At 49.0% G+C, this 24,623-nt stretch carries 18 protein-coding genes and 1 pseudogene; 6 read left to right on the top strand and 13 right to left on the bottom strand.

Annotated features, from left to right (window positions below; genetic code table 11):
- Positions 1–158: 158 nt before the first annotated feature.
- From ACFQZT_RS10075 to ACFQZT_RS10065, 3 genes are all read right to left on the bottom strand, one after another.
- On the bottom strand, positions 159–1,766 hold the full coding sequence (locus tag ACFQZT_RS10075; RefSeq protein ID WP_379299217.1) for a response regulator: 1,608 nt from the start codon (positions 1,764–1,766) through the stop codon (positions 159–161).
- Between the two features lie 14 nt (positions 1,767–1,780).
- Positions 1,781–3,625 carry a cache domain-containing sensor histidine kinase gene (locus ACFQZT_RS10070; protein ID WP_379299215.1) on the bottom strand — a complete coding sequence of 615 codons (1,845 nt, stop codon included), beginning with the start codon at positions 3,623–3,625 and terminating at the stop codon, positions 1,781–1,783.
- Between the two features lie 96 nt (positions 3,626–3,721).
- Positions 3,722–5,485: a glycoside hydrolase family 2 protein gene (locus ACFQZT_RS10065; RefSeq protein ID WP_379299213.1), complete on the bottom strand. Its 1,764-nt coding sequence runs from the start codon at positions 5,483–5,485 to the stop codon at positions 3,722–3,724.
- A 311-nt stretch (positions 5,486–5,796) separates the two neighbouring features.
- Between ACFQZT_RS10065 and ACFQZT_RS10060 the strand changes: the two genes are divergently transcribed.
- Entirely contained in the window at positions 5,797–6,969 is a 1,173-nt protein-coding gene (locus ACFQZT_RS10060) for an MFS transporter (protein ID WP_379299211.1), read from the top strand.
- A gap of 46 nt (positions 6,970–7,015) precedes the next feature.
- Here ACFQZT_RS10060 and ACFQZT_RS10055 read toward each other — a convergent pair whose 3' ends face one another.
- The 4 genes from ACFQZT_RS10055 to adh form a co-directional block, all read right to left on the bottom strand.
- Complete coding sequence (locus ACFQZT_RS10055) at positions 7,016–7,696, bottom strand: DedA family protein (protein WP_379299209.1); 681 nt, start codon at positions 7,694–7,696, stop codon at positions 7,016–7,018.
- 132 nt (positions 7,697–7,828) lie between these two features.
- On the bottom strand, positions 7,829–9,529 hold the full coding sequence (locus ACFQZT_RS10050; protein ID WP_379299207.1) for a ribonuclease J: 1,701 nt from the start codon (positions 9,527–9,529) through the stop codon (positions 7,829–7,831).
- Between the two features lie 771 nt (positions 9,530–10,300).
- Complete coding sequence (locus ACFQZT_RS10045; protein WP_379299205.1) at positions 10,301–10,678, bottom strand: DUF779 domain-containing protein; 378 nt, start codon at positions 10,676–10,678, stop codon at positions 10,301–10,303.
- A gap of 15 nt (positions 10,679–10,693) precedes the next feature.
- Positions 10,694–12,214: an aldehyde dehydrogenase gene (gene adh / locus ACFQZT_RS10040; RefSeq protein WP_379299203.1), complete on the bottom strand. Its 1,521-nt coding sequence runs from the start codon at positions 12,212–12,214 to the stop codon at positions 10,694–10,696.
- A 261-nt stretch (positions 12,215–12,475) separates the two neighbouring features.
- Between adh and ACFQZT_RS10035 the strand changes: the two genes are divergently transcribed.
- Complete coding sequence (locus tag ACFQZT_RS10035; protein ID WP_379299200.1) at positions 12,476–14,254, top strand: sigma-54-dependent Fis family transcriptional regulator; 1,779 nt, start codon at positions 12,476–12,478, stop codon at positions 14,252–14,254.
- 336 nt (positions 14,255–14,590) lie between these two features.
- Here ACFQZT_RS10035 and ACFQZT_RS10030 read toward each other — a convergent pair whose 3' ends face one another.
- On the bottom strand, positions 14,591–15,412 hold the full coding sequence (locus ACFQZT_RS10030; protein WP_379299198.1) for a YihY/virulence factor BrkB family protein: 822 nt from the start codon (positions 15,410–15,412) through the stop codon (positions 14,591–14,593).
- Between the two features lie 127 nt (positions 15,413–15,539).
- Here ACFQZT_RS10030 and ACFQZT_RS10025 point away from each other — a divergent pair, with 127 nt between their 5' ends.
- A complete protein-coding gene (locus ACFQZT_RS10025; protein ID WP_379299196.1) occupies positions 15,540–17,849 on the top strand; it encodes a UvrD-helicase domain-containing protein in 2,310 nt (769 codons plus the stop codon).
- A 611-nt stretch (positions 17,850–18,460) separates the two neighbouring features.
- On the opposite strand, the gene ACFQZT_RS10020 is transcribed toward ACFQZT_RS10025, so the two are convergent.
- Positions 18,461–18,901: an Lrp/AsnC family transcriptional regulator gene (locus tag ACFQZT_RS10020; RefSeq protein WP_379299194.1), complete on the bottom strand. Its 441-nt coding sequence runs from the start codon at positions 18,899–18,901 to the stop codon at positions 18,461–18,463.
- A gap of 189 nt (positions 18,902–19,090) precedes the next feature.
- Here ACFQZT_RS10020 and ACFQZT_RS10015 point away from each other — a divergent pair.
- Positions 19,091–19,309, top strand: a pseudogene (locus tag ACFQZT_RS10015) (YitT family protein); the annotation flags it as partial.
- 127 nt (positions 19,310–19,436) lie between these two features.
- Positions 19,437–19,730 (top strand): YitT family protein, encoded by a 294-nt coding sequence (locus ACFQZT_RS10010; RefSeq protein ID WP_379299192.1) that lies wholly within the window; start codon positions 19,437–19,439, stop codon positions 19,728–19,730.
- Between the two features lie 72 nt (positions 19,731–19,802).
- Here the strand turns inward: ACFQZT_RS10010 and tpx are convergent, their stop codons facing one another.
- Positions 19,803–20,327 carry a thiol peroxidase gene (gene tpx, locus ACFQZT_RS10005; protein WP_379299190.1) on the bottom strand — a complete coding sequence of 175 codons (525 nt, stop codon included), beginning with the start codon at positions 20,325–20,327 and terminating at the stop codon, positions 19,803–19,805.
- A gap of 33 nt (positions 20,328–20,360) precedes the next feature.
- Positions 20,361–21,311 carry a thioredoxin-disulfide reductase gene (gene trxB, locus ACFQZT_RS10000; RefSeq protein ID WP_379299188.1) on the bottom strand — a complete coding sequence of 317 codons (951 nt, stop codon included), beginning with the start codon at positions 21,309–21,311 and terminating at the stop codon, positions 20,361–20,363.
- Positions 21,312–21,594: 283 nt separating this feature from the next.
- On the opposite strand from trxB, the gene ACFQZT_RS09995 reads away from it, so the two are divergent.
- On the top strand, positions 21,595–22,515 hold the full coding sequence (locus tag ACFQZT_RS09995) for a peptidyl-prolyl cis-trans isomerase (RefSeq protein WP_379299186.1): 921 nt from the start codon (positions 21,595–21,597) through the stop codon (positions 22,513–22,515).
- A 46-nt stretch (positions 22,516–22,561) separates the two neighbouring features.
- On the opposite strand, the gene ACFQZT_RS09990 is transcribed toward ACFQZT_RS09995, so the two are convergent.
- Entirely contained in the window at positions 22,562–23,644 is a 1,083-nt protein-coding gene (locus tag ACFQZT_RS09990) for a GIY-YIG nuclease family protein (protein ID WP_379299184.1), read from the bottom strand.
- Positions 23,645–23,760: 116 nt separating this feature from the next.
- The gene (gene pdaA / locus ACFQZT_RS09985; protein WP_379299182.1) at positions 23,761–24,531 is read right to left on the bottom strand and encodes a delta-lactam-biosynthetic de-N-acetylase; all 771 of its coding nucleotides are present in this window, start codon (positions 24,529–24,531) and stop codon (positions 23,761–23,763) included.
- Positions 24,532–24,623 lie beyond the last annotated feature (92 nt).

The raw sequence follows: 24,623 nt of genomic DNA, 5'->3' as shown, positions 1-24,623 counted from the left end.
TTTTGACCTATGAGGTATACCTTTTTGCACTATTAAACTGTATAGATATGTGGGGGCTCCCCCAAAAGTAATCGGAATTAACTTCGAAGGTTTGCGTCACTTTTGGGGGACTAGCAAAAAAAGTCGCTCTAGATGAGCGACGAATTAGACAAATTAGGTTAAGAACGATGGTTGCGATATTCAGAGGGAGTTAGTCCCGATTGTTTTTTAAACACCTTAAAGAAGTATTTCAACTCTTTATAGCCGACCAGGTATGCAATATCTTGCACCGACATCGACGTGCCGCGCAAGTATTCTTTGGCCCGCTGCATTTTCAGTTCAGTCAGATAGACGTGGAAGTTTACACCAAACTCGCGTTTAAACAAGCGGCAAATTTGATAGATGCTCATACCAAACTTGACGGATAAGAAGGAAAGCGAAACCTGGTCGGAGCTGAAATTATCTGTCACATAATCTTTCAAACGCTGAATGAGTACGTGCGAGTTCGGGTAAACAGGGTTTCCGCCACTAAGACGAACCGCAACATACTCATACATCCAGCCTATGATCTCCTCTATGGAATCGAAAGAACGGAATAGATTGAATTCAAGATTCATCAAATAATCTTTACCGCGGTTCAAGTCCTCATCATGAGGGTGGATCTGGTTGACGAAAGCAACCATCCTACCCATGGTGTCAAACACCTCTTTCCGGGTAGCATTCCTTGCTTCCGTTGAATGAAACAATGCGGTGATAAAGCCCCTAATCTTCTCTTCATCCCTTTGTTTGATAGCGTCTTGCAGGAGCGATTCGAATTCCGGGGTCGTCAGAACGGTTGATTTGTGCACGGACTTAGTCTCTGCAAGCTTCAATTGACCGTGTTCAGCGAAAGTCGTTTGCTCGACAGCGACGCAAGCTTCGACATAGGAACTGTGGATCCGTTTCCATCCGGAATGTGCTTGTCCTATGCCGATATTGGCCTCAATCTTGCCAAATTGTTTGATATTAGCCAGAAGACGCCGGCAGGATTGCAGAAAGTGCTCCGCTTCCTTAGCCTCACTGGATGATTTCATACCTTTGAGCAATGTAATCTGTTTGTTCAGGCCATATTGTTGAAAAACGAACGTATCCTTGCTTGCAGACTCTTCACAAATATTCAACAGGCTGAACAGAAGCGCGGCTTCATCCCCTTCAAACCGACCGCGAACGGCTTCTTGGAGATTTTCGATACGCAGTACAGCGCACATATAGCTCTCCATGGTTAGACCCTGCAGGAAAGGGTCCGTCTTAGGGAGCTGCAACGGGTCAAGATCACCTAGAGTCAGCCGATTTAACATAGCGGAGTGCAGGACATTCCGGCTTTGTCGAATAAGCGAATTGGTCTCAATGTTCATCTGCTTGCTGGACTCGTCTTTATGAATTTGCTGGACGGCTTTCTGAACGACGCGTTCGAGCTCTTCCTGGTCGATCGGTTTCAGCAAATAATCGAACAAGCCCAATTGCAGCGATTGGCGGATGTAATCGTAATCTTTATATCCGCTAATGATGATGATTTTCACATCCGGCAGCACCTGCAGAACGTTCTGCGCGAATTCAAGGCCATCCATGCCGGGCATGCGAATATCGGAGAAGATCAGATGCGGACGAACCTCACGGGCGATCGCCAGCCCTTCAATTCCGTCTCTTGCTTCAGCGACAACGGACAATTCAAACTGTTCCCAGTCCAAGGATATCTTAAGTCCTTCTCGAATGATCTTTTCATCTTCCACAAGCATCACTCTATACATGGCTTTCACTCATTTCATAATTGCCCGGAAAGAGGCAGTGAAATTTCGATGACCGTTCCTTTTCCTTCCTTACTGGATATCTCCAGTCCGGAGCTTCGCCCATAAATGAGCCATAGCCTTTCCTTCACATTCAACAGACCGATTCCGTTCAAAGACTTATGCTGCTGCTCCTCAACTGCCGTCAGCATGCCTTTTAGCTCTTCGAGGCGCTCAGCATTCATACCGACACCATCATCTTCAATAGAGAGATGGAGCAGGCGTTCTCGCTTTAGTGCCCGGATTCGGATATTTCCCGGTTCCAATTTTGGTTCGATCCCATGAAGCACGGCATTCTCTACAAGAGGCTGCAGGATCAGCTTGAGAACGGTGCAATCGCGCAACTCCTCCGAAATCTCAATGTCAAAAGACATCTTGTCCCCAAAACGAATATGAATGATCTTCAGATAGTTTTCCAAGATACGAATTTCATCTCTTAGAGCGACAAAATCTTCCTCTCCGGCGATGCTGTATTGAAAGATTTGCGACAGCCAAGTCGTCATTCGACTGATGGGTTGCACGCCGTGGATTTTAGCCAAGCTGGAGATCGTCTCTAACGTATTGTATAAAAAATGCGGGTTGATTTGCGCTTTCAAAGCTTTAATTTGCATCTCTTGCTTGATGAGTTTTTCCCGATACAATTGATTAATCACATCGTTTAACCGTTCGACCATCCGATAATAAGATGCGGTCAAATGCTGAATTTCATCCCTCCCCGTTTCCGGTGAATACGAGAGCTGAAAATCTCCTTTCTCCAGGCTGCGCATGGATTGCATCAGTGCATAAATACTGCCGAATATGCTTTTGAACACTAGCAAAGCCACATATCCGCACAACACCATAATAGAAATGGATAGGACAATCGTAAACAAATTAATCTTTCTTATGCTGCTTAGCAAATAATCGTAAGATATTTCATTTACAATGGTCCACCCGTTCTCTCTGATCTTGGTAAACGAAATCATGAATTTCTTCCCATCCGCAGTCTTGTAATCAAACCTGCCTTTATCCCGGGAATCATCGCGAAGCGACGCAGCCAGCTGCACATCCTGGTAAGGCTCTCCCCATTCACTTGGCTTGTCGGTATATACGGTAGTCCCGGAATTGTCTATGATGACGACGTTTCCTAGTTCAGATTCTGCCAGACCGGCGAAAATATGACTAAACACGCTTGGGTTGATGGCAAGTGCGGCCATACCGAAGTTTGTTCCCCTCCAGCGATCCTGAATCGGCATGGAAACGCTCAATATTTTGTTTCCCGTCTGGAAAAATCCCTCCACTTCATTAAGATGAGGAGGGAGCCAGGTAAAGCCTTTCTTCGAGTCTGAAATCGTTTGTTTATACAAGTTGGTGTCCGTATATATTGGAGGAACCATCCGGCTGCCGGCAAACATGGCGTATTCATTGTCAAGCAGTGAAACGGTTATTCCTTCGACAGCCAGATTGTTCATTAACTTGGCATTCAGCATCTTCTTTATCGAATCGTCCAAGCTATATTGCTGAAGTTTACTGAGACTTGCCGCCTGTTTCATGCCGCTCTGGATCATATCGTCATTGGCTACCGCCTGAAGCAAGGCTTCATAGTTCGCCATCAGCAATTCCGTGTTGACTCTAATCTGCTGAATAAGCTGCATCGAGGTGGATTCGTTTTTTTGCATAGTATCGCTATATGAGTATACAAAGGACACTCCTGCCGCTATTGCCAGGGGAATGATCGAGATCGTCAGAAAGGTAAGAAACAACCGTTCCTTGACCGTAAATTTTCGAAGAAACCTGATTTGCCATTGAAAGCTGTAGCTTATCCATTGCCGAATCCTAGGCACTCACCATTCCTCCTATCCTGTCATCCAAATATAGCATAGATATGTCCATAGCGGAGTCAGGGGGCTCGGAAATGATTGTCTCCAAAATTTACAATATTATAACTCGTCTACGAGCTCTCCTTCATTGATACGCCGAATTAAACTGAGCGGAATTTTAGGCTTTCGGTCCCAAGTGAGCAATCCGCAAATTTCCGTCTCCGTGTCGGTTAATTGCGTATAACAATACCCCTGCAGCATTCCGGACACAACCATGGGGTGTATGACATCCACCAGCTGCCCCAGGAATTGGCGCTCATCGGCAGCGCACGGCGTAACAACGGGCGATTCAGGCAGTACTCTCAAGTTAATACCCCCGAACTCCGTGACCAGTACCGGCTCCCCGCCATATTGATACCCTTCGGCATAAATGAATTTTTTGGCCGGTAAATCGCTCATTACCTGTTCGATACTTGAATATCGCTCCATCAGGACCGCCCGGTCATGTGCATAATCGTGAATCGTACACAGATCCGATAAACAATGTTCCCAGCCGTCGTTCGAGAGAACAAGACGAGTAGTATCCACCGATTTGGTAAAATGGTACAAAGACATCGCATGGTGGCGCTGTTTAGCATTATTCCAGATGTCCGGAACTCCCCAGCTTTCGTTCAGAGGCACCCAGGCAACAATGCACGGATGATTATAATCCCGCTTGATCACTTCACCCCACTCGCTAGTCATCTTGTAAGCATAAGACTCCGAGTATTTGTAGGCATTGGCCATCTCGCCCCACACGAGCAAACCAAGCCTGTCACACCAGTACAAGTATCTAGGGTCGGCTACCATCTGGTGCTTCCTTGCTCCGTTAAAACCCATTTGTTTGCATAACTCTACATCAAGACGAATGGCATTATCCGAAGGCGCAGTCAAGATACCGTCATGGTAGTAGCCTTGATCCAGCACCAGCTTCATTTGATACGGCTTGTTATTGAGGCATACTTTTCCATTCTCAATGGAAATTTTGCGAACGCCAAAGTAGCTTGTCACCCGATCGATGGGACTGCGGTCCAGCAGCAACGTAAATTGCACATCGTATAAATTAGGTTTTTCCGGCGACCACCATCTCCCGAACCCGTGATCGTTGAAATCCTTTAGATGAATACGCCTGCTCTCCTCGTCCCCGGCCCGAATGATCTCTTTCGCTATAAAAGCACCTTCAAATGTGATCTCTATGCACAAATCGACGTGCTGTCCCCTCGCTAAGCCTTCGATGAAAGTTTCGATTTCAATTTCATTCGTGTCCAGATGCGGCGTAAAGCGAACACGCTCCAAGTATACGTTTTGCACGAACTCGATCCATACCGATTGCCAGATCCCTGTCATATTGGTAAACCACATGACTTCGCCCTTTTCTTTCCAATATTGCTTCCCACGCGGCAGTGTTAAATCTTCGAAATAATCTTGCGCTCTCACTACGATATTATGTTCTTCACCCTTCAAAACGTCCGTGATATCGACGGAAAATGAACTATTGCCCCCCTGATGGCTGCATACGAGTTGACCGTCGACCCATACCTTCGCATCGTAATCAACAGCTCCGAAATGAAGGATGGCTCTATTTCCCGAATGTTCTGCAGGAATCTTAAATGAGCGCCGGTACCAAACGACATCATGAAATGTATGCTCTTGAATACCGCTTAACTGGCTCTGATAAGTAAACGGGACACAAATTTTTCGGTCGAACGAATCAGTCTCGTACCATCTTTCTGCAAGACCTACATGCCTATCATCTGCAGCAAAGTCCCAAGTTCCGTTTAAGGTCATCCAAGCGTCTCTAACAAATTGCGGGCGAGGATAGTCATCTCTGGCAATCATAGTCATTCCCCTTTACTTAAATAGTCTAGAAGACCATTCTATCATCGGGATTCCAGGGGAATAATCCAATAGGTTTGATCATTTAGGTATAACTTTTTGCAGGTTAAAAAGGCCGCCGCAAGCTTACTTTTAGTTAGTAAATCAAAATAGTTGGATCATATCCAAATACTTTGCGTTCTTACATCGTTTCACTTGCTCCATTATAATCTAAATCAACAAGCGCGCTGCCAGACGTGGCGGCGTCAGCGATTGCGGGACTCATGAGCTAGCCATGTTCCCGATTCACCTAAAAAGGGTCGACAGAAAGGAACATGATTATGAAACGTATGCTTATATATCTTCTTACTTTAGGAGTCTTCCTGACCGCCACATCCGAATTGGTAGTCGCCGGAATTCTAAATGTGATTGCTGGCGAGATGGGCATTTCAGTTGCCCTTGCCGGACAATTAATTACGGCCTATTCGCTGGCTTTTGCCATTGGAACCCCGATCCTGGTATCGTTAACCTCCCGAGTAGGGCGTAAAAAAATGCTGATCGCTTCCTTATCGGTATTCATCCTAGGCTGCTTGATTTCTTTCGGAAGCTTCAATTTTACACTGCTGCTTGTATCCCGAATAATTTTGGGGCTGAGCGCAGGCGTATACCTCGTTGTCACTTTCGGATCCGTTAGTAAATTAGTGCCTGTCGAAAAAATCGGAAGTGCGATGGGTACGGTAATTCTTGGATTTAGCAGCGCCATGGTGCTTGGCGTCCCAATCGGTATCGCTTTGACCCATTGGTTTAATTGGCAGATTATTTTTATCCTGCTCGCGATGATCAGCTTGTTCATCCTGATTGGAATGATCTATCTGCTTCCTGAAATCGAAGGGGATGCTCCGGTCTCATTCAAACAGCAGTTCCTCATATTGGCCAATCCGGTCATTCTCGCCGGACTGTTCGTCACCTTTTTCAGGGAAGCCGGAGGCTCGGTCATGTATACGTACTTGACCCCCTTTCTGGCAACGATCCTTCGGATGAATACGTCCGATATCGCGATTGCGATGCTGGTTTTTGGAGTTTTTGGCGCGATTGGCTCTCGTATAGGCGGTTATGGCGTAGACAAATGGGGAGCCGTACGAATGATTTTATACGGATTGGCAGCTCAGGCCTTATCCTTGGCCTTGCTACCGCTGCTTAGCGCATCATTTACGCTTGGCATAGCGGTGATTACGATATGGATTTTGTCCATGTTCGTCATCGCTCCCGCCATCCAAACTTACTTTATCCAACAGGCGCCTCAATCTTCCAATTTGGTTCTAAGCTTAAACACTTCCGTTATTCATTTAGGACTCGCAACAGGTGCCGGATTGGGAGGCGCAGTCGTGACTTCAATGTCTACAGTTCAATATAATCCGTGGGTCGCAAGCGGGACGATTTTACTGAGTTTCGTTGTGGCCATCGTATCGTTTGCCGTAAGCAAGAGGAAATTAAATGTGAATGCTGCTTTATGAGGATATGACGCATACCGATTACCAGGGGCTGAGCTGCCCCCTTATTTCAAGGCCTGTCGAACGATCTTGGTTTCATTCTCCGGGTTGCCGCACGGCCGCCGACTTTTTTCGGCTTTCTGCGAGCTCGTATCCAGTTCACAATCGCTGATTTATTTTGTTTCACGTAGAATCCAATCGCGACTCCGATAACCGCAACCAGAATAGCAACCGTGGCATAGTGTGAAATAAGGTGGAGCAATTGTTCTATTTTATGGCCGAACAGGTGGCCGATCATGACATAAGTCAACACCCACAGAAATCCGCCCGTGAAATTATACAAGCAGAATGTGCGTAACCGTACTTTGAGAATGCCGGACACATAGCCCGTGAAATGCCGCAGCCCGGGGATAAAATAGCTGACGAACAGCAGCTTATTCCCATATTTATCAAACCATTGTGTAATCTTAGCGATTCGCTCCTGGTTCATAAAAAAGAACTTGCCGTACTTTTCAAAGAACGGAGTGCCCAGCTTATAGCCCAGATAATACGTGATTATCGTACCCACGATCGCTCCCAGATAAGAGCATAGGAAGACGAATAGGATATGAAAACTCCCCAGCGCAGCCATATGACCGGATACAGCCATTGCCAATTCCCCCGGAAAAGGCAAGGCTATCGATTCGGTAAATAATCCGAGAAATAACACATAGTACCCATATTGCTCAAAGAGCGTGCTTATCCATTCCATTTCGACGCGCCTCCAAACCGATCCTTAATTTTTATCTATTTCCAGTTTAACTAAAATAAAGAGCCTCTATAACTGACTCTGGTTTAGTTTGAGACTGGACTTTGGTCTTGGAGGGTCTTGGAAAAAGGCGAGCTAAATTTCCATGATAATGGGCAAAATGACGGGACGTCTTCCCGTTTGGTCATATAGAAACCGGCCTAGCGTTTCCTTCACACTGATTTTAAGCGAATTCCATTGGCTAACGTTCTCTGCCTGCAGTTTCGTAATCGTGTCCGCAACGATACGGCTAGCCTCATCCAGAAGCCTCTCCGACTCCCGCACATAAACGAATCCGCGAGAGATGATATCAGGTCCAGACACAATACGCCCCTCTGCTTTACTAAGCGTGATGACGACAACAAGAATACCGTCTTCGGACAAATGCTTGCGGTCGCGCAAGACAATATTCCCTACATCGCCGATGCCCCAGCCGTCTACAAGGGTGTTCCCCGCAGTCACTTTTCTGCTTTGGCGCGCTTCGCCTTGCTCGATATCGACTACATCCCCATTATTCAAAATAAAGATATTGGCCGGCTCTACACCTACCTGCTCCGCTAATAGACCGTGATGATGAAGCATCCGGAACTCACCGTGGATCGGAATCAGATAAGTCGGTTTCATTAGCGACAGCATAAGCTTCAACTCTTCTTGGCTGGCGTGTCCGGAAACATGCATGCCGGTAACCGATCCGGAACCGTAAATGACTTTGGCCCCCAACCGCAACAGATTATCGATGGTCCGCGATACATTTCGCTCATTGCCTGGAATCGGGGAAGCCGCCAAGATGACGGTGTCGCCAGCCAAAATTTCCACCTGCCGGTAATTGGAGCTCGCAAGCCGGGACAGCGCAGCCATCGGCTCTCCCTGACTCCCGGTACATAGCACCGCGATGCGCTCAGGCGCCATTTGGTTCACTTCCCCGGCTTCAACCAGCATGCCTTCGGGGATGGTAAGATACCCCAGCTCGGAAGCAATTTTGACCACATTCACCATACTGCGTCCCAGCAGCGCCAATTTGCGATTGGTCAGCAGCGCAGCAACTACGACCTGTTGGAGCCGATGAACATTCGAAGCGAATGTGGATAAAAACACTTTTTGCTTGGCTTTGATAAAAGCTTCCGTAATCGATTCGCCAACTAGGCGTTCTGACGGCGTGAAGCCCGGACGCTCTGCATTCGTGCTCTCGGATAAGAGCGCCAGCACCCCGTTCCTACCGATATCGGCCATCCGATGAAGATCCGCATATTGGTTGTTTACCGGGGTCAGGTCAAATTTAAAATCACCCGTATGTACGACATTGCCTTCCGGTGTATGGAACACGACGCCAAGACAATCAGGAATGCTGTGGTTCGTTTTGAAAAAAGTTGTCGTTATCGATCCAAATGTCAGACTCGAATCCGAGTTGATCAGAATCCGCTCCGTATCCGCCAGCAGCCCGGCCTCTTTTAACTTGACCTCGATAAGCCCAAGCGTTAATCGGGTTGCATAAATGGGCATATTTAATTGTTTCAAAATATAGGGCAAGCCCCCGATATGGTCCTCGTGACCGTGTGTGATGATCAAAGCCCGGACTTTATGACTATTTTCAATGAGATACGTAATGTCCGGAATGATTAAATCGATCCCCAGCAAGCTTTCATCCGGAAACTTGGACCCGCAATCGATAACGACAATATCGTCGGCGTATTGAATGACGTACATATTTTTGCCAATTTCGCCTACGCCCCCCAGCGCGAAGATGGACAGTTTATTTGCTGTATGACTCAAGATGAGGCCCCCTCCATAGTTTGACATTTTTCATTAATTTCTCCTGCCTTCCAGGAATTTATGACTTCCATGAAATAAAAAACTGTCGCAAAAGCAGCCGAAACTGCTCAGGGACAACCGCTCTCGCGATGTCATGCTGGGGCAGCAGCCGAAAACCGGAATGTTCCGCCCTCATAACCGGTAATGATGCCAGATGCTGAGCTTGGGCTATCGCACGGCGATATCATTAACAATTTAAGACCATATGGAGTCAATTTCATAATAAAAGTCCGTTTTGTCCACAAGGAGTTATAACCATTACAGAAATTATTAACAAAACTGCGAATTTCATATTTCAGGCGAGAGACTTATCAACAAAAGTGATTTCTTTTGTGGTTTTTTTTGGGAAGTCCATTCAATTCCCTAACACCCCAAAATTAGACTTGGGGAGGTAGTTGTTTTCTTTGATGCTGCAAACCCTTATGTGGCAAGGCTTTTGAATTATGAAATTGACTCTATTGTTCTTAAATTTAGGACCTTTGTTCGTTCGAGCCCCTCTTGAACCTTCATCCCAATAAATTAGCGTCAAAGTTATGCTCTAATAACGACCCATGTTCGTTAATCGATTAGATTGAATGCATGGAACTCGCCGGCCAGCAAAACGATCGTAAATTGCAAAAGGCATGGAACGCTTTCACAAAAGGATATTATGTCAAGAAAAAGGGCTAACGACCGTCCTGTGCCCGGACGTAAAAAAAGAAGCCGCCTGAAGATCATGGCCTGCGCATGACTTTCAAACAGCTTCTTCGGTCAGTAGACTTACGGCAATTTCAGGATCGCCAGCTCCTCTGGTGTAAACACACGCGAGCGTGTGAGAAAACGCAGCCCTTCGGGTCCCTCCAAGGAAAACATGCCGCCTCGTCCAGGGATCACATCGATGATCAACTGCGTGTACATCCAATACTCGTACTGTGCCTTGCTCATATAGAACGGGGCGCCGTGAATCTCGCCCAGCAACACATCCTGATCGCCAAGGAGGAATTCCCCCTGCGGATAACACATCGGCGAGCTGCCGTCACAGCAGCCTCCGGACTGATGGAACATCACAGGCCCATGCTTCGCTTGCAGCGTATCAATCAGCTGCGAAGCGGCATCGGTGCAAATGACTTTTAGAACGACGGGTTCCGTGTCCGCCATAGCGTCCGCCGCCTCTTAGAAGAATCCCAGCGCGTTAGGGCTGTAGCTGACAAGCAAGTTCTTGGTTTGTTGGTAATGATCCAGCATCATACGGTGATTTTCACGACCGATACCCGACACTTTGTAGCCGCCGAAAGCAGCATGAGCCGGATAGGCGTGGTAGCAGTTGGTCCAGACGCGACCCGCTTCGATGGAGCGGCCCATGCGGTAAGCGGTGTTCATATCGCGCGTCCAGACTCCGGCGCCCAAGCCGTACAGCGTATCGTTAGCAATTGCCAGCGCTTCTTCTTGATCCTTAAATGTCGTAACCGATACGACCGGCCCGAAGATTTCCTCTTGGAAAATGCGCATTTTGTTATGGCCTTTCAGCACAGTCGGCTGAATATAATAACCGTCGACAATATCCCCGCTCATGGCAGCACGGCCCCCGCCGATCAAACATTCGGCGCCTTCCTGCTGTCCGATATTGATGTAACTTAAAATCTTCTCAACCTGCTCGGTCGAAGCTTGAGCGCCGATCATCGTCTCGGTATCCAGCGGATTGCCCTGCTTAATGGCGGCCACGCGTTTCAAAGCTTTTTCCATAAATGCATCATAAATGGATTCTTGAATGAGTGCACGGGAAGGACATGTACATACTTCCCCTTGGTTGAGCGCAAACAAAACAAAACCTTCGATCGCCTTGTTCAAGAATGCGTCGTCCTGCGCCATGACGTCCTCAAAGAACAGGTTCGGCGACTTGCCGCCCAGCTCCAGTGTGACGGGAATAATATTTTGGGAGGCGTATTGCATGATCAAACGGCCGGTCGTTGTCTCGCCGGTGAATGCGATTTTCGCAATTCGACTGCTCGACGCAAGCGGTTTACCAGCTTCCTGCCCGAAACCGTTTACAACGTTGACCACGCCAGGCGGCAGCAGGTCTTCGACCAATTCCAACCAGACAAGGATGGACGCAGGCGTTTGCTCCGCTGGTTTCAGAACGACGCAGTTGCCGGCAGCAAGTGCAGGTGCAAGCTTCCATGTTGCCATCAGCAGTGGGAAATTCCAAGGAATGATCTGGCCGACTACGCCCAGCGGCTCATGGAAATGATACGCCACCGTATCGTTGTCGAGTTGGCTGAGTCCGCCTTCTTGCGCACGGATGCAGCCAGCGAAGTAACGAAAATGATCGATTGCCAGCGGCACGTCGGCTGCAAGCGTTTCTCTGACCGGCTTGCCGTTATCCCAGGTCTCGGCAACGGCGAGCAGCTCCAGGTTCGCCTCCATCCGATCAGCGATTTTATTTAACAGATTCGCTCTTTCAGCGACAGAGGTGCGTCCCCAGGCTTCTTTAGCCGCATGCGCCGCGTCCAGCGCCAGTTCAATATCCTCCGCCGTCGAACGGGGAATTTCGCAGAAAATCCGATTGTTCACCGGGGAAACATTTTCAAAATATTGCCCTTTGACCGGCTCTACCCATGAACCTCCAATAAAGTTGCCATACCGCTGCTTGAACGTGACCTTCGATCCTTGTTGTCCAGGTTGCGCATAAATCATCGTAACAGCCTCCTTAGAGTTTTCGGGTTTCTTAGTGAAGTTGGCCTCATTAGCCTCGTCATACATTTAGCATAAACCGTGCCAACTTCAAAAAAGGCTTAAGGAAAGGCCTTTGATCCGAATGAGAGCGAATCGGTTGTCACGTTATGGAACAGCGAGATGTTTCATTTTGGTACAATCGTCCGACCGCTTATCCCATCGCCCGGGCTTTATGCTATGATTAAATCAGAAACGTGAATCTTCGGGTTGGAGGTGTTTGGATTGTCATCTCTGTTCACTACCGACTTCTCAGACATAACCGCAAAATCGTGGAAGCGTTGTCAAGAATATGGGCTCAAACCGTTTGAGCCCGTTCACGATGTCCTGATTGCCGAGAACGGCCTTCGGGAACTTGTCAAACAAAATGCACCGATCATTGCGCATACCCGGCAGGTGTTCGATACTTGCAGCCGCTTCATTCAGGAATCGAAGCAAACTGCGCTTCTGATCGATGCGCAGGGTACGATTATCCACGCGGTGGGCGACCCGGACTTCGCCACACAAGCGCAGAGGGTACAACTTCAAGTAGGCGCTTCGTGGGACGAAAAGCGAAAAGGCACGAACGCCATCGGCGTCGCCATAACGGAACAAAAGCCGGTTCGCGTTCATGCGGAGGAGCATTATTTCGAAGCTAATCGGTTTCTGACGTGTGCATCGGCCCCCGTGTTCAGTCCGACGGGCGAGCTGCTTGGCGTCATTAATATTAGCGGCAAAAGGGAAAGCTACCACGCTTACACCCTAATACTCGCGTGTCTGGCGGCCGATTCGTTGCAGAATCGGTTGCTGCTGGAAGCATCCAAAAAAGAACATCTCCTTACGTTGAAGGAGCTGGATTATACCATGGGACAGCACGCCATGCCGCTGCTGTCCCTCGATAGCGACAATCGCATCCTGCGGGCGAATCAAGCTGCGCTTCAGATTCTGGGCAAAGACGCGATTGGCCGGGAGTTCACCGGCGCCAAGGGCTTCGCGGTGGAGACTTTACTGGACGAACGTCACAAGGTTTGGCGTTCCGTCGCCGTTCAAAAACCCGTACAAGCGGACGAAGATCGCTTGTACGGGTTCCACGACATCGCCGGCACCTGTCCCGGCTTCGTGCAGACCAAAGAGCTCGCGCAGAAGGCCGCGCTCACGGTGCATCCTGTGCTGCTGCTGGGCGAAAGCGGCACCGGCAAAGAGCTGTTCGCGCAGTCGATCCATACGGCGAGTGCGCGCGCAGCGCAGCCTTTTGTTGCCGTAAACTGCAGCGCGATTCCCGATACGCTCGTCGAGAGCGAGCTGTTCGGCTACGAGCGCGGCGCCTTCACCGGCGCGAGCCGCGACGGCAGCAAAGGCAAGTTCGAAGCCGCGCACCGCGGCACCCTGTTCCTCGACGAGATCGGGGACATGTCGCTTCGCGCGCAGGCCGCTCTGCTTCGCGTGCTGCAGGAAGGCACCATCACACCGGTAGGCGCCACCAAGAGCCGGCGCGTCGATACACGCATCATCGCGGCGACGCATCGGAATTTGCCGGAGGAGGTGAAGGCTGGACGGTTTCGCGCGGATTTGTTTTACCGCTTGAAGGGCATCCAACTTCACCTGCCGCCGCTGCGCGAAAGAACGGACCTGCTGAGCCTGACGCTTCATTTGCTGAATCGCAGCGGCTACGCGACGCCGATTCTGACCAGCGAGGCGCAGCAAAAGCTGCTGCAGCACGCGTGGCCCGGTAATCTGCGGGAGCTGAACAGCGTGCTGATTCAGGCCTGCTTCCTAGCGGAAGGAGGACCGATCGGCGCGCAGCATATTAGGCTCGATGACATTGAGCCTGCGAGCTCGGCAGTTGGGGCTTCCGCAGATGTGCCAACTGCTGCCTCCATGTCGCTGCGCGACGTGGAGATCGCAGCGATTCAGCGGGCGCTGAAGCAGACATCCTGGAACCTTAGCAAGGCGGCCTCGCTCCTGCAAATCGGCCGCACGACGCTGTATCGGAAGATCGAGGAGTACGGAATTAAGCCGTTCTAGTACCCTGCCGGCAGACGTGCGGATGTGTGAATCTACCGTGGTTAACGCGGAAAAACAGCGCTAATTCCCGGCCTCTCATGCTTCCAAGACACTTTAACAATGAAAAACCTGCTTAACCTTCCATTAATGCTCAGGTGGCAATATAACTGACGACTTTAACGCTAAAAAACAGTACTAAGTCGCCCCATTCATGGACTTTTCACCTTTTAACGCGGAAAATCGCGCTTATCCTTAAGGAAAGTTAGTTTGGCACAGGGAGCCTCTGCCAACCAGCCAACAAAAACGACCTCCATCTGAATGACTCAGAGAGAGGTCTATTTCTTTTTCAAACGCTATCTATGATTTCTTAAGCTGCCTGCGCATGTGCCCCATGGCGTTAATTTCACCGCCGACGATAATGATCAATGCCGATATGTAAAACCACGTCATCAGCACAATGACGCCGCCAAGACTGCCGTAAGTAGCGCTATAGTTCGTAAAATGGTTCACGTAGTACGAGAACCCCAGCGATGTGCCCTGCCAGCCAACATCAGCGAACAGCGCGCCTGGGAGCACGCTTTTACACGTTAAACAGGTATTCGGGGCTATGTAATAAATGCCGATGAAGACAATGAACACAATGATGAAGTTAACGATCCAGCGAAAATTGTTCCAAATATGGATATGAGCCGCAGGCACATGGACATGCGTATGCAACCAAACGCCGATCCATTGCCCGAACACGCTTAACAATAGCGCCGAAGCAATGACAATCAGCATCCCCAGCGTCAACAGCACCGCTAAAAAATGCGAGTGAATGAAGCTTTTCCGCTCAGGAAGCCCGTACGCTTTGTTTACGGCAAGTACAATGGAATTCATCGCCGCGCTGGCGCTGCCTAGCGACAAGATCAAACCGAAAGAAAGCGTGCCTCCCCGCTTCACATCCAGCAGACTAGCAACCGTCTCCTCCAACCACCCTGCCACGGCGCCCGGCGTATACTCTCTTATCAAGGCAATGACGTCCTTAGTGGAAAACGGCAAGTATCCGAGCAGACTGATAATAAAGATAAGAAACGGAAACAACGATAACAGAAAATAATACGCACACTGCGCAGAAAGCCCTAACACATCATGCTTCAGAAACTGCTTCCATATTTCCTTGACGTTAGACAGGATCATGCGTGCAGATCTCCTTTCGCTTTGGGAGGAACGAAACATCGTGTTACTTGTTAATATGACACTCCCCTACTTCATTTGCAAATGTGGTAGAATGTATATTCTAAGTAACGCATTAGCAGGTGATGACATGATGAAACATACTTTACACCCGACACCGTTCGGCGCCGGTCTTCCCGGTAACCGGACCATCCCGCATGCGCGTATGGCGCAATTAACGACTAGCCGAGATTTTGTGTCAGATACAGATGACGACGATGCATACTTTTTCCGTGATTTGGAGACGCAGGGGATCTTATTGAACCAACCGCAGGTTCAGGCTGTTCGCCATTTCAAAGGGCCTCTGCTTACGCTGGCCGGTGCAGGATCCGGGAAAACGACCGTTCTGGTCTGCCGAGTCGCCTATTTGCTCGCAGTTCACCGTGTTCATCCGGGAAATCTGTTGCTCATTACTTTCTCGAAGAAAGCGGCAGAAGAAATGAGAGAGCGGCTTGCCCTGATGCCAGGGCTTGATAGCAGCTTGTCTAGTCTCATACAGGTCAGAACGTTCCATGCTTTCTGCCTCCGAACGCTCCGGATGAATGGCTTCAATCAGGACATCCTCAGTGACAGCAGGTATCAGCAGATCGTGATTAAACGCATCATGCTGAGCATGGGACTGCAGGACACCTACCAGCCCGAGGTGCTGATTTCCTTGCTTTCCTCCTACAAAATGCAGCTGATCGAGGTCGAAGACCTCCCGGAGAAGACGGAAGAAGAGCAGGAAGTAAAGCAAATTTTCATGCAATATGAACAATGGAAAATGGAGCAGCATAAGTTCGATTTCGATGATATTTTGGTCAAAGCTTATCAGTTGATGAAAGAACAGCCCGATGTGCTGCGCTCGCTTCAGCGAAAATTCACATATATTAGTGTCGATGAGTTTCAGGACACGAATACTGTACAGTATGAAATCATCAAAATGATTGCGCAGCACCATCAGAATTTGATGGTTGTCGGGGACGATGACCAGACCATTTACTCATTTAATGGGGCTCGGAACGAATTTATTTTACAGTTTCATGAGCAGTATCAAACGGCCAAAACCGTTACGCTCGATATCAATTACCGCTCATCTTCCAGCATTGTCGGTCTGGGTAATGCGATCATCCGGCATAACGTCCAGCGTAAAAACAAGACACTCCTTGCGACCAAGCAGAGCGAGGTCAAGCCCCAGTACATTCGGCCGACAAGCAGTGACGACGAAGCAGAGTGGCTGATCAGCGATATTCGGAACAGAGTGGAGACAGACAGCGGCAGCTACGGCGATATCGCCGTATTATATCGGACGGCCAGCAACAGCCGGGCGATTATTGAGCAGCTGATCCTTCACAATCTGCCATTCGTTGATTACGGCAGCACCGACTCCTTCTATGATCAATGGATGGTGAAACCGATCATCGACCACCTCCGTCTTGCCCATGAGCGGCGCAACTTTGAGGCGATGGAAGGTGTGCTGCCGAGCCTGTATATCGGGCGCGAGCAGGGGATGCGGATTATTCAAGAGCAAGAAGCCGTTCAGGCTAAAAAGTGGCCGCTCATCCACTTGCTCGGCTTGCCGCAGCTGAAGGATTTTCAAAAAGAAAAACTGAAGAACCGGATACGGCTCATCAAGTCGCTTGCGGAAATGAAGCCGCTTGATGGGATCCAAGCGATCCGGAAAGATTTCTATGACGCGTTCCTGGAGACGAACAAGCGCAGCAAGCTCACGCATCACCGGGAAATGCTGCGGGAAACGCTGGACGAGCTGGAATCGTCAGCCAAGCGTTTCGATACGGTGGAGCAGTTTTTATATTTTATCCAGGAGGTCGCGGAAAAACGCACCGAAATGAGTTTATTGAAAAGAGAGCATGCCGCGGACAAAATCTCGCTCATGACGATTCATAAATCGAAGGGACTGGAATTCCCTATCGTTTATTTGCTCTGCGCGATTGAGGGCAACATGCCGCATAGCTCGGCACTAGAGGCGGGCCATCTGGACGATGTACAGATGGCGGGTGTTGCTAAGCGCGACAAGGCCGGCGCCGCGCTGGAAGAAGAGCGGCGGCTCGCGTATGTCGCCGTCACCAGGGCGAAGGCGGAGCTGCTGATCAGCTCGCCATTGTTTTTTCGCGGGAAGAAGGCTGAGCCTTCCCGCTTTCTTGTGTCCGCGTTCCCTGGCGCGGACACTGGGGTTGCAGCCAGCCGCGGCAAGCAGGCGGCTGTTGTTGTTACGGCAGCCGGCAAAGCCGCTGCCGGGGCGAAGCCAAGAGCCGCGGCCGAGCGGGTCGCGGCTTGGGTATGCCCAGGCGAGCGGTGCAACGCCTGGGCGCGGATCTCTTCGCCGCAGGAAGCGCAGCGCGCGGCGAAGGCGTGCCCCTTGTGCGGCACCGCCATGCACAAGGGCAGCAAGCTGATCTAGCCGGGCGGCGTCAGCCGCGCCCGGCTTGGTCAGCTCCACTATGTCCCTCAGTAAGCATAGATGGAAAACCTCCAGCTAATTTTACTCACCATCTGAAGCTGGCAGCCTATAGCAGGAATTCCTCCTGTTAATTCAACCGTTTATGCGATGCGGCCTATGTTCAAGCTATAATTACCTGTAGAATTTCCTGCTAATTGCTACCAAGAGGGGTTTTGCGGCATATTAGCGGGAGGTTTTCCTGTTGTTTATTTTTGAGATCTTTAACACGTTACATGTAACAGCCTATCTGCGCAACAAATCCCAGTTCACACCCAACTGTAACGCCCCTCAAGGACCTTACAAACTCGCTCTTCCCGCTCCTCCTCACTGTAACGCCCAAAAAGGCCGCTACAACCCTCTTCCCCGCGTGGAACCCCGCTTTTCCAACCTGTAACGCCCCTCAAAGACCTTACAAACTCGCACTCTCCGCTCCTCCTCACCTGTAACGCCCAAAAAGGCCGCTACAACCCCTCCTCCCACATGACTCACCACATCCCTTCTCACCAGTAAGCCGTTACCAACCCACCAAAAAAAGAACCCGATCCACCCCAAGGTGGATCGAGTTCTTTTTTTCATTTCTCCTTCGGCAGTATCAGCCGATTCGCCACAGGCGATGCCAAGACGACCGACGTGTTCAAGCTGCAATAGATCATGAGCCGCTCCACGAGCTGATTGAGCTCAGTCATACTGCCGACGGCTGCTTTGAGCATGTAGTCGATTCTTCCGGTTAAGCGGTGACACTCGATGATATCGAGGTCCTTGGCGATTTTTTGTTCGAATTCATGGTATGAAATTTTGAGTTCGCTGATTTGTATGAACACGATGGTGTTCCTGCCCACCGCAGCCGGAGATACTTTGGCGCTTATCCCTTGAATGACTCCCTTTTCCTGCAATCGTAGTATCCGTTCCGATACACTGGGCCTGCTGAGGGACAGTCTTTTGGAGAGCTCGCTTACCGTCATCCGCCCATCTTCCTGCAACAATTTGAGGAGAGCAATGTCTAATGGATCCACTCGAATAACCCAACCTTCAAAATGAAGTTTTTTTAGCCAAAAAAGATGCAATCTTACGAATTACGGCATCCATTCTGTTCAGTTTTCTATATAAGCCCCTTGCTCTCCTATTATATCATGTGAGAAAAGGTAACAAATGAATGAAATTTCCATGATTCATACACGAATTTCCAGATTGGAGAGCTGATTATGATGCGTAAATGTATGTGCATACTGCTTGGCTGTATGCTTACGGCGATCGGGCTAATTGTACTCAAGCACACGCACGCCGTAACCGGTGGTACCGCTGGGCTGGCGCTCAGCCTGTCCTATGTGCTTCACTTCCCTTTCGTGACAGCGTTCCTGGCATTGAATATTCCCTTTTTCCTCTTCTCGGCGATGACCATGGGTTGGAGATTTACCCTCTACTCCATCGGCTCCGTTATTACGCTAACTCTCATGACGACTCTAGTGGACCATATGCTGCCACCCTTCGGACATCGTAGGCGCTGTCTTCGGCGGCGTCAGTATCGGATTTGGCGTCAGCTTGCTGTTCATGAACGGCTCCTCGCTGGGTGGGGCGCAAATTCTCGCACTCTACCTGCAGCGTAAGTTGAACTGGGACCCGGGCAAGGTCAATTTTGCCATCGATTGTCTGGTTGTATTGATCAGCTTATCGACCGCAGGCCTGCTGAAAGGGATGTACTCGATTCTATCCATCGCGATTACATCTATCATTATGAGTTATTGGAAAAATAAAATCAAAACCCGCAACACGAAGGAAAGCGGCAAAAGCCCGCAAGCTGCCCGGGTAACGTCTACTGCGAAACCCAAGCCTTCGTTTCAATAACTTACTCCAGTTAAAAAGGCTCTACCCATGCCGAAATCCGACAATGGGTAGAGCCTTCTTTTTACTTTCTCCTTATACTAACTCTTTCAAAGCATCCAATGCAGCTTCATAATCCGGATGCGCGCTCATTTCTTTTAAATACTCCACATAGCGAACTTTATTGTCGGCATCCAACACGAAGATAGCCCGTTGATCCAGCTGAACTTCTTTAATTAATACCCCGTACGCCTCACCGAAAGCGCGGTGTTTGTAATCGGAAAGCGCAACGACTTTATCGATGCCGGCAATCGAGCAGAATCGACTCTGAGCAAAAGGCAAATCCACCGAGATCGTAAGGATCACGACATTGTCACCCAGTTTGGCAGCCTCAACATTAAACCGGCGCGTTTGCGCATCGCAAGTCCCCGTATCGAGGGATGGAACGACCGAAATCAATTTCACTTTACCGTCATAATCCGAAAGACTGACTTCGGTCATCAGATCTTTGTTCACTGTAAAGTTTGGCGCTTGATCCCCTGCTTTAAGCTCCGGCCCCAGTAATGTAATCGGATTTCCGCCTAATGTCGCTACCCCTGTGCGTTCTTGTAATTGTGTCATGTTTAAAAGCCTCCTATTTGTTTTATATGTGAATTAAATCTGTACGACTGTCTCGTGAAACTGCAATTCCGAAAGGAATCTTTCGCTATCCAGCGCTGCCATGCTGCCGCTCCCTGCAGATGTGATAGCTTGACGATAAATGCGGTCCTGTACGTCTCCGCAGGCAAACACCCCCGGCACTGCAGTCTGTGAGGTTCCCGGAATGACTTTCAGGTAGCCAAGCTCATCGGTTGGCAATTGGCCATCGAGAAAACCTGTATTTGGCGTATGACCGATCGCGAGGAAAATACCGTCTGCCTCCAGAACTTCTTCCTCCCCGGTAGCGTTGTTCAGCACTTTCAGTCCTATTACACCGAGTGGACCCGAAACGACTTCAAGCGGTGTCCGGTTTAAACTCCAAGCAACTTTCTGATTGCCGCGGGCATGGTCTTGCATGATTTTTGATGCTTTCAGTTCATTTCTCCGATGAACGACGCGCACTTCGGATGCGAATCTCGTTAAGAACTGCGCCTCCTCCATAGCCGTGTCGCCTCCGCCGATGACGATGATCTTCTTATTCCGGAAAAAGAACCCGTCGCAAGTTGCGCATGTGCTGACCCCGCGGCCGATGTTTTCGTTCTCTCCGGGAATGCCAAGCTTCTTGGCGGATGCTCCCGTGGAGATAATGACGGAATCAGCCGTCAACTCACCGCCACCCTCTAAGGACAAAGTGAAAGGGCGGTTGGATAAATCAACGCCTACAACCCGGCCCGAGACGATGTTGGCACCGAATCGCAATGCCTGCTTGCGCATGTTCTCCATGAGCTCCGGTCCCATAATTCCATCCGGAAAGCCTGGGAAATTATCCACTTCAGTTGTCGTTGTCAGCTGTCCTCCGGGTTGAACCCCTTCAATCACGAGCGGCGAAAGGTTGGCGCGGGCCAAGTATATAGCAGCGGTAAGCCCCGCAGGTCCGGTTCCGATAATGATTGCTTTGTGATGCATATCCATCTCCTCCTTTTACTGATAAATGCTATCTTCGGTCATCAATTACACATTATTTGTTTCCTATTTAATTGTTAACAATCTTTATGATTACATCTTAACAACTCCATTTAACATTGTCAACAATTAATTTGCATACAAATTAAATTCAAAACCCCCATGTCAAATTAAGGGCCTGCATTCACCAAACATTCAGTTTGCTTTCAACTCATCTTCAGGATCGTTAGGCATAATGGTTTCAGAAAGATTTACATCTCGCGGATTAAGAAGGGAGTACAAATAAATGAATATTAAGCAAGCAGATCGAAAATGGGTTGTAATAACAAGCCTATTGATCGTTGCACTTATTATCTATGCGATTTTCTTCCCCCCAGTTCTGAAAAGCGCCAGCACCTTGAAAGAAACGCCCGTAGCCAAGGTAAATGGCGTCAATATAAGCAATACCCAGCTCTATGATGCCATGCTGACTAGCGGCGGGAAGCAAACGCTCGATTCTTTGATCAGCGATGAAATTATTAATCAGGAAGCCAAGAAGGCAGGTATCCAAGCCACGGATGATGATATTAATAATGAACTTGCATCCGTCCGGAAATCGTTTGCTTCCGATAGTGAGTTCCAACAAACATTGACTTCCTATGGAATGACATTGGACGACTTGAAAAAAAATCTAAAAACGCAGGTTCTTTTGAATAAGATTTTATCACCTCAAGTGAAAATCACCGATGATCAGATTAAACAGTACTATAATGCAAATCTTGAATCTTTGAAAACGCCTGAACAGATTCAAGCGTCCCACATTACCGTTGCGACCAAGGAAGAAGCGGATGCCATCGCGGCAGAATTGAAAAATGGAGGGGACTTCGCGACTCTGGCGAAGGAGAAATCCATGGATACAGCCACTAAAGATAAAGGCGGAGATCTGGGGTATATCTCCAGCGGGAGCGGAAGTATTGATCCTGCCGTTGAAACCGCGGCCTTCGCCTTGAAACCGGGCTCAACAAGCGCCCCCATTCAAACGGCAAACGGCTATGACATCATTCGGGTAACTGACCATAAAGCCGCTTCTACCCCTACACTGGACGAAAAGAAAGCAGAAATTAAGCAAACACTGACCAATCAACAAATATCGACGCTCTCCACAACCTGGCTGCAGCAAAAGAAATCGGAAGCAGCGATTGAGAATTATCTAAATAAAGACGCATAAAACATCAAGCCCCTACCGGAAACGGCAGGGGTTTGTTACATAGATTTTACACTTGTACGCTCATTCGGTACTCGTAATTGTTTTTGCAAAGCTGAAGCAGATCGTGTTTGACGCCACGTTTGGGCAGCGTAATCGCAAGATTCTTGGCCCCTCTTCGACGCATGAATGCACGTACCTGGCGGATATCGCCTATCGTATTAAGAATAATTTCATCCGGCCACTGTTCTGTGTATAAGGATAAAAGAAACCGATCGCACTCAGTACCTTGTATGGCCGTATCCATTTCAAATAGTTGGAATTCACGAAGCATGCCTTCCTGGACTTTGGCTACGATCACGCCTCGGTCCCCAAAATAAATAACATCCTGGTTGATCATATCCTCGCGGTCGACAATTTGCTTCTCGGGGACTTGCTCCAAATTGCGAATATGGAGGAGCATATTCTGAGCTTTTTCGAATTGAAGATTCTCGGCGTAGGCCTCCATCTTGGCCGTCATTGCCTCGATCAGAGCTCGTCCTTCATTGGCCAGCATAGCTGCGGCTTGATGAGCTCTATCCACATATTCCGCTTGGGAAATATGACCCGCGCAGACGCCACTGCATTTGCCAATATGGTAGAGCAAGCAGGCCTGCTTGGGCAGCGTCATACAAGAACGCAGACCATAATGATTCGTCACAAATTCCATAAGCGCTTCAAGAAACCTTCTGCTTTTATAGGGACCAAGCCGCTGATAGGCGCCCCTCGACACCATTTCCTTTTCCGGTAATGAGCGCTGATTCCGATAATAGACTTCTATCCTTGGCAAAGGCTCTCTGGTTAGCTGCAGGTAGGCATAGCCGCTTTTTTCTTTTTTTAAGGCTCGGTTATAAGGCGGTTTGTGAAGCTTAATCAAATTATTTTCAAGAAGCAAGCTCTCCGCTTCATTATTCACGAGCACAACTTCAATCTTGGCGATTTCCCGGACCATTTGCCGGATCTTCCTGCGGGTATCGGAATGCTGAAAATACGAGCGCAGCCGATTGCGCAGATTAATAGATTTGCCGATATAGAGTATGTTTCCCGCCTCGCCCATCATCAGGTAACAACCCGGTGTTTCCGGATATTCATGGGCATTGAATACGAAAGACACGAGCGGCCCTCCTCTACTACAAAACTATGATTCTATTGTAGCTCAGAATCCGACTTTGAGGAATGCCAAACAGACACCTTTTAGGGTGCCTGTCTTATCTCATGCTCTTATGGATGCTACGGCGTACGGATCTTCATCTCATCCAAGCTTTTGAACTGGTAGCCCTGGCTTCTCGCATCATCAATAATTTTACCGAGTGCTTCCGTATTATCTTTGGAGACCGAATGCAGCAGGATGACAGCTCCCGGGTGCAGCTGCGCCATCACATTTTGATAAGCGTATTGCCAACCTTTCTGATTTTTCGGTTCCCAGTCCCGATACGCGATGGACCAGAACACATTCGTATAGCCCAATTGCTTGCTGACAGCCAAGGACCGGTCGTTAAAAATCCCCCGCGGAGCGCGAAGATAGCGCATTTCCTTCTGTCCCGTTGCGGCTTCCACACCGCTTTTGACCTGATCCAGTTCCTTTTGGATACGGTCCGGGGATATTTGGCTCATATCCGGATGGCTCCACGAATGATTGCCGATAAGATGGCCTTCCTGCGCCATGCGCTTCAATAAATCCGGCTCCGTCTTGATATAATGCCCTGTTACGAAAAAGATTGCCGGCACCTGCTTTTCCTTGAGCACGTCCAAAATTTTGCCGGTATAGCCTTGCTCGTACCCATTGTCGAAGGTCAAATAAAGCTCTTTGGCCGCCAAGTCTCCTGTAAAAATAGCGCCATATTTCTGGAGAAGCGGCTTAAAGCCTTCCTCATCAATTGAGGGAAGCTGCCCTTTTGAAGCTTTTTTAAAGCCAAAATGGTAAGTTCCATCTGCAGAGGCAAGTGTTGCTTGCCCCAACAGCATAGCTATTACCATCACTATGATACGTATGTAGTTCATGAGACATTTTCCTCCCTGTGTCAGTGGATTTGATACTAATATGCCACTTTGCGGACAGTGATTATGTGAAAATCATCAGCGGCTGGCGCAGG

The sequence above is a fragment of the Paenibacillus sp. GCM10027628 genome, assembly GCF_042676385.1.
Lineage (GTDB): Bacteria > Bacillota > Bacilli > Paenibacillales > NBRC-103111 > Paenibacillus_E.
The sequence above is the reverse complement of the archived record's forward strand: the minus strand, read 5'-3'. Positions and strand labels throughout refer to the sequence as shown.

What these genes read in the sequence shown, in the direction of transcription:
- ACFQZT_RS10030 (WP_379299198.1), bottom strand. Translation starts at nt 15,412, where the DNA reads ATGATCCTGTCTAACGTCAAGGAAATATGGAAGCAGTTTCTGAAGCAT.
- ACFQZT_RS10025 (WP_379299196.1), top strand. Translation starts at nt 15,540, where the DNA reads ATGATGAAACATACTTTACACCCGACACCGTTCGGCGCCGGTCTTCCC.
- trxB (WP_379299188.1), bottom strand. Translation starts at nt 21,311, where the DNA reads ATGCATCACAAAGCAATCATTATCGGAACCGGACCTGCGGGGCTTACC.
- ACFQZT_RS10055 (WP_379299209.1), bottom strand. Translation starts at nt 7,696, where the DNA reads ATGGAATGGATAAGCACGCTCTTTGAGCAATATGGGTACTATGTGTTA.
- adh (WP_379299203.1), bottom strand. Translation starts at nt 12,214, where the DNA reads ATGATTTATGCGCAACCTGGACAACAAGGATCGAAGGTCACGTTCAAG.
- ACFQZT_RS10065 (WP_379299213.1), bottom strand. Translation starts at nt 5,485, where the DNA reads ATGACTATGATTGCCAGAGATGACTATCCTCGCCCGCAATTTGTTAGA.
- ACFQZT_RS10045 (WP_379299205.1), bottom strand. Translation starts at nt 10,678, where the DNA reads ATGGCGGACACGGAACCCGTCGTTCTAAAAGTCATTTGCACCGATGCC.
- ACFQZT_RS10075 (WP_379299217.1), bottom strand. Translation starts at nt 1,766, where the DNA reads ATGTATAGAGTGATGCTTGTGGAAGATGAAAAGATCATTCGAGAAGGA.
- pdaA (WP_379299182.1), bottom strand. Translation starts at nt 24,531, where the DNA reads ATGAACTACATACGTATCATAGTGATGGTAATAGCTATGCTGTTGGGG.
- ACFQZT_RS09995 (WP_379299186.1), top strand. Translation starts at nt 21,595, where the DNA reads ATGAATATTAAGCAAGCAGATCGAAAATGGGTTGTAATAACAAGCCTA.
- ACFQZT_RS10060 (WP_379299211.1), top strand. Translation starts at nt 5,797, where the DNA reads ATGAAACGTATGCTTATATATCTTCTTACTTTAGGAGTCTTCCTGACC.
- ACFQZT_RS10010 (WP_379299192.1), top strand. Translation starts at nt 19,437, where the DNA reads ATGAACGGCTCCTCGCTGGGTGGGGCGCAAATTCTCGCACTCTACCTG.
- tpx (WP_379299190.1), bottom strand. Translation starts at nt 20,327, where the DNA reads ATGACACAATTACAAGAACGCACAGGGGTAGCGACATTAGGCGGAAAT.
- ACFQZT_RS10050 (WP_379299207.1), bottom strand. Translation starts at nt 9,529, where the DNA reads ATGTCAAACTATGGAGGGGGCCTCATCTTGAGTCATACAGCAAATAAA.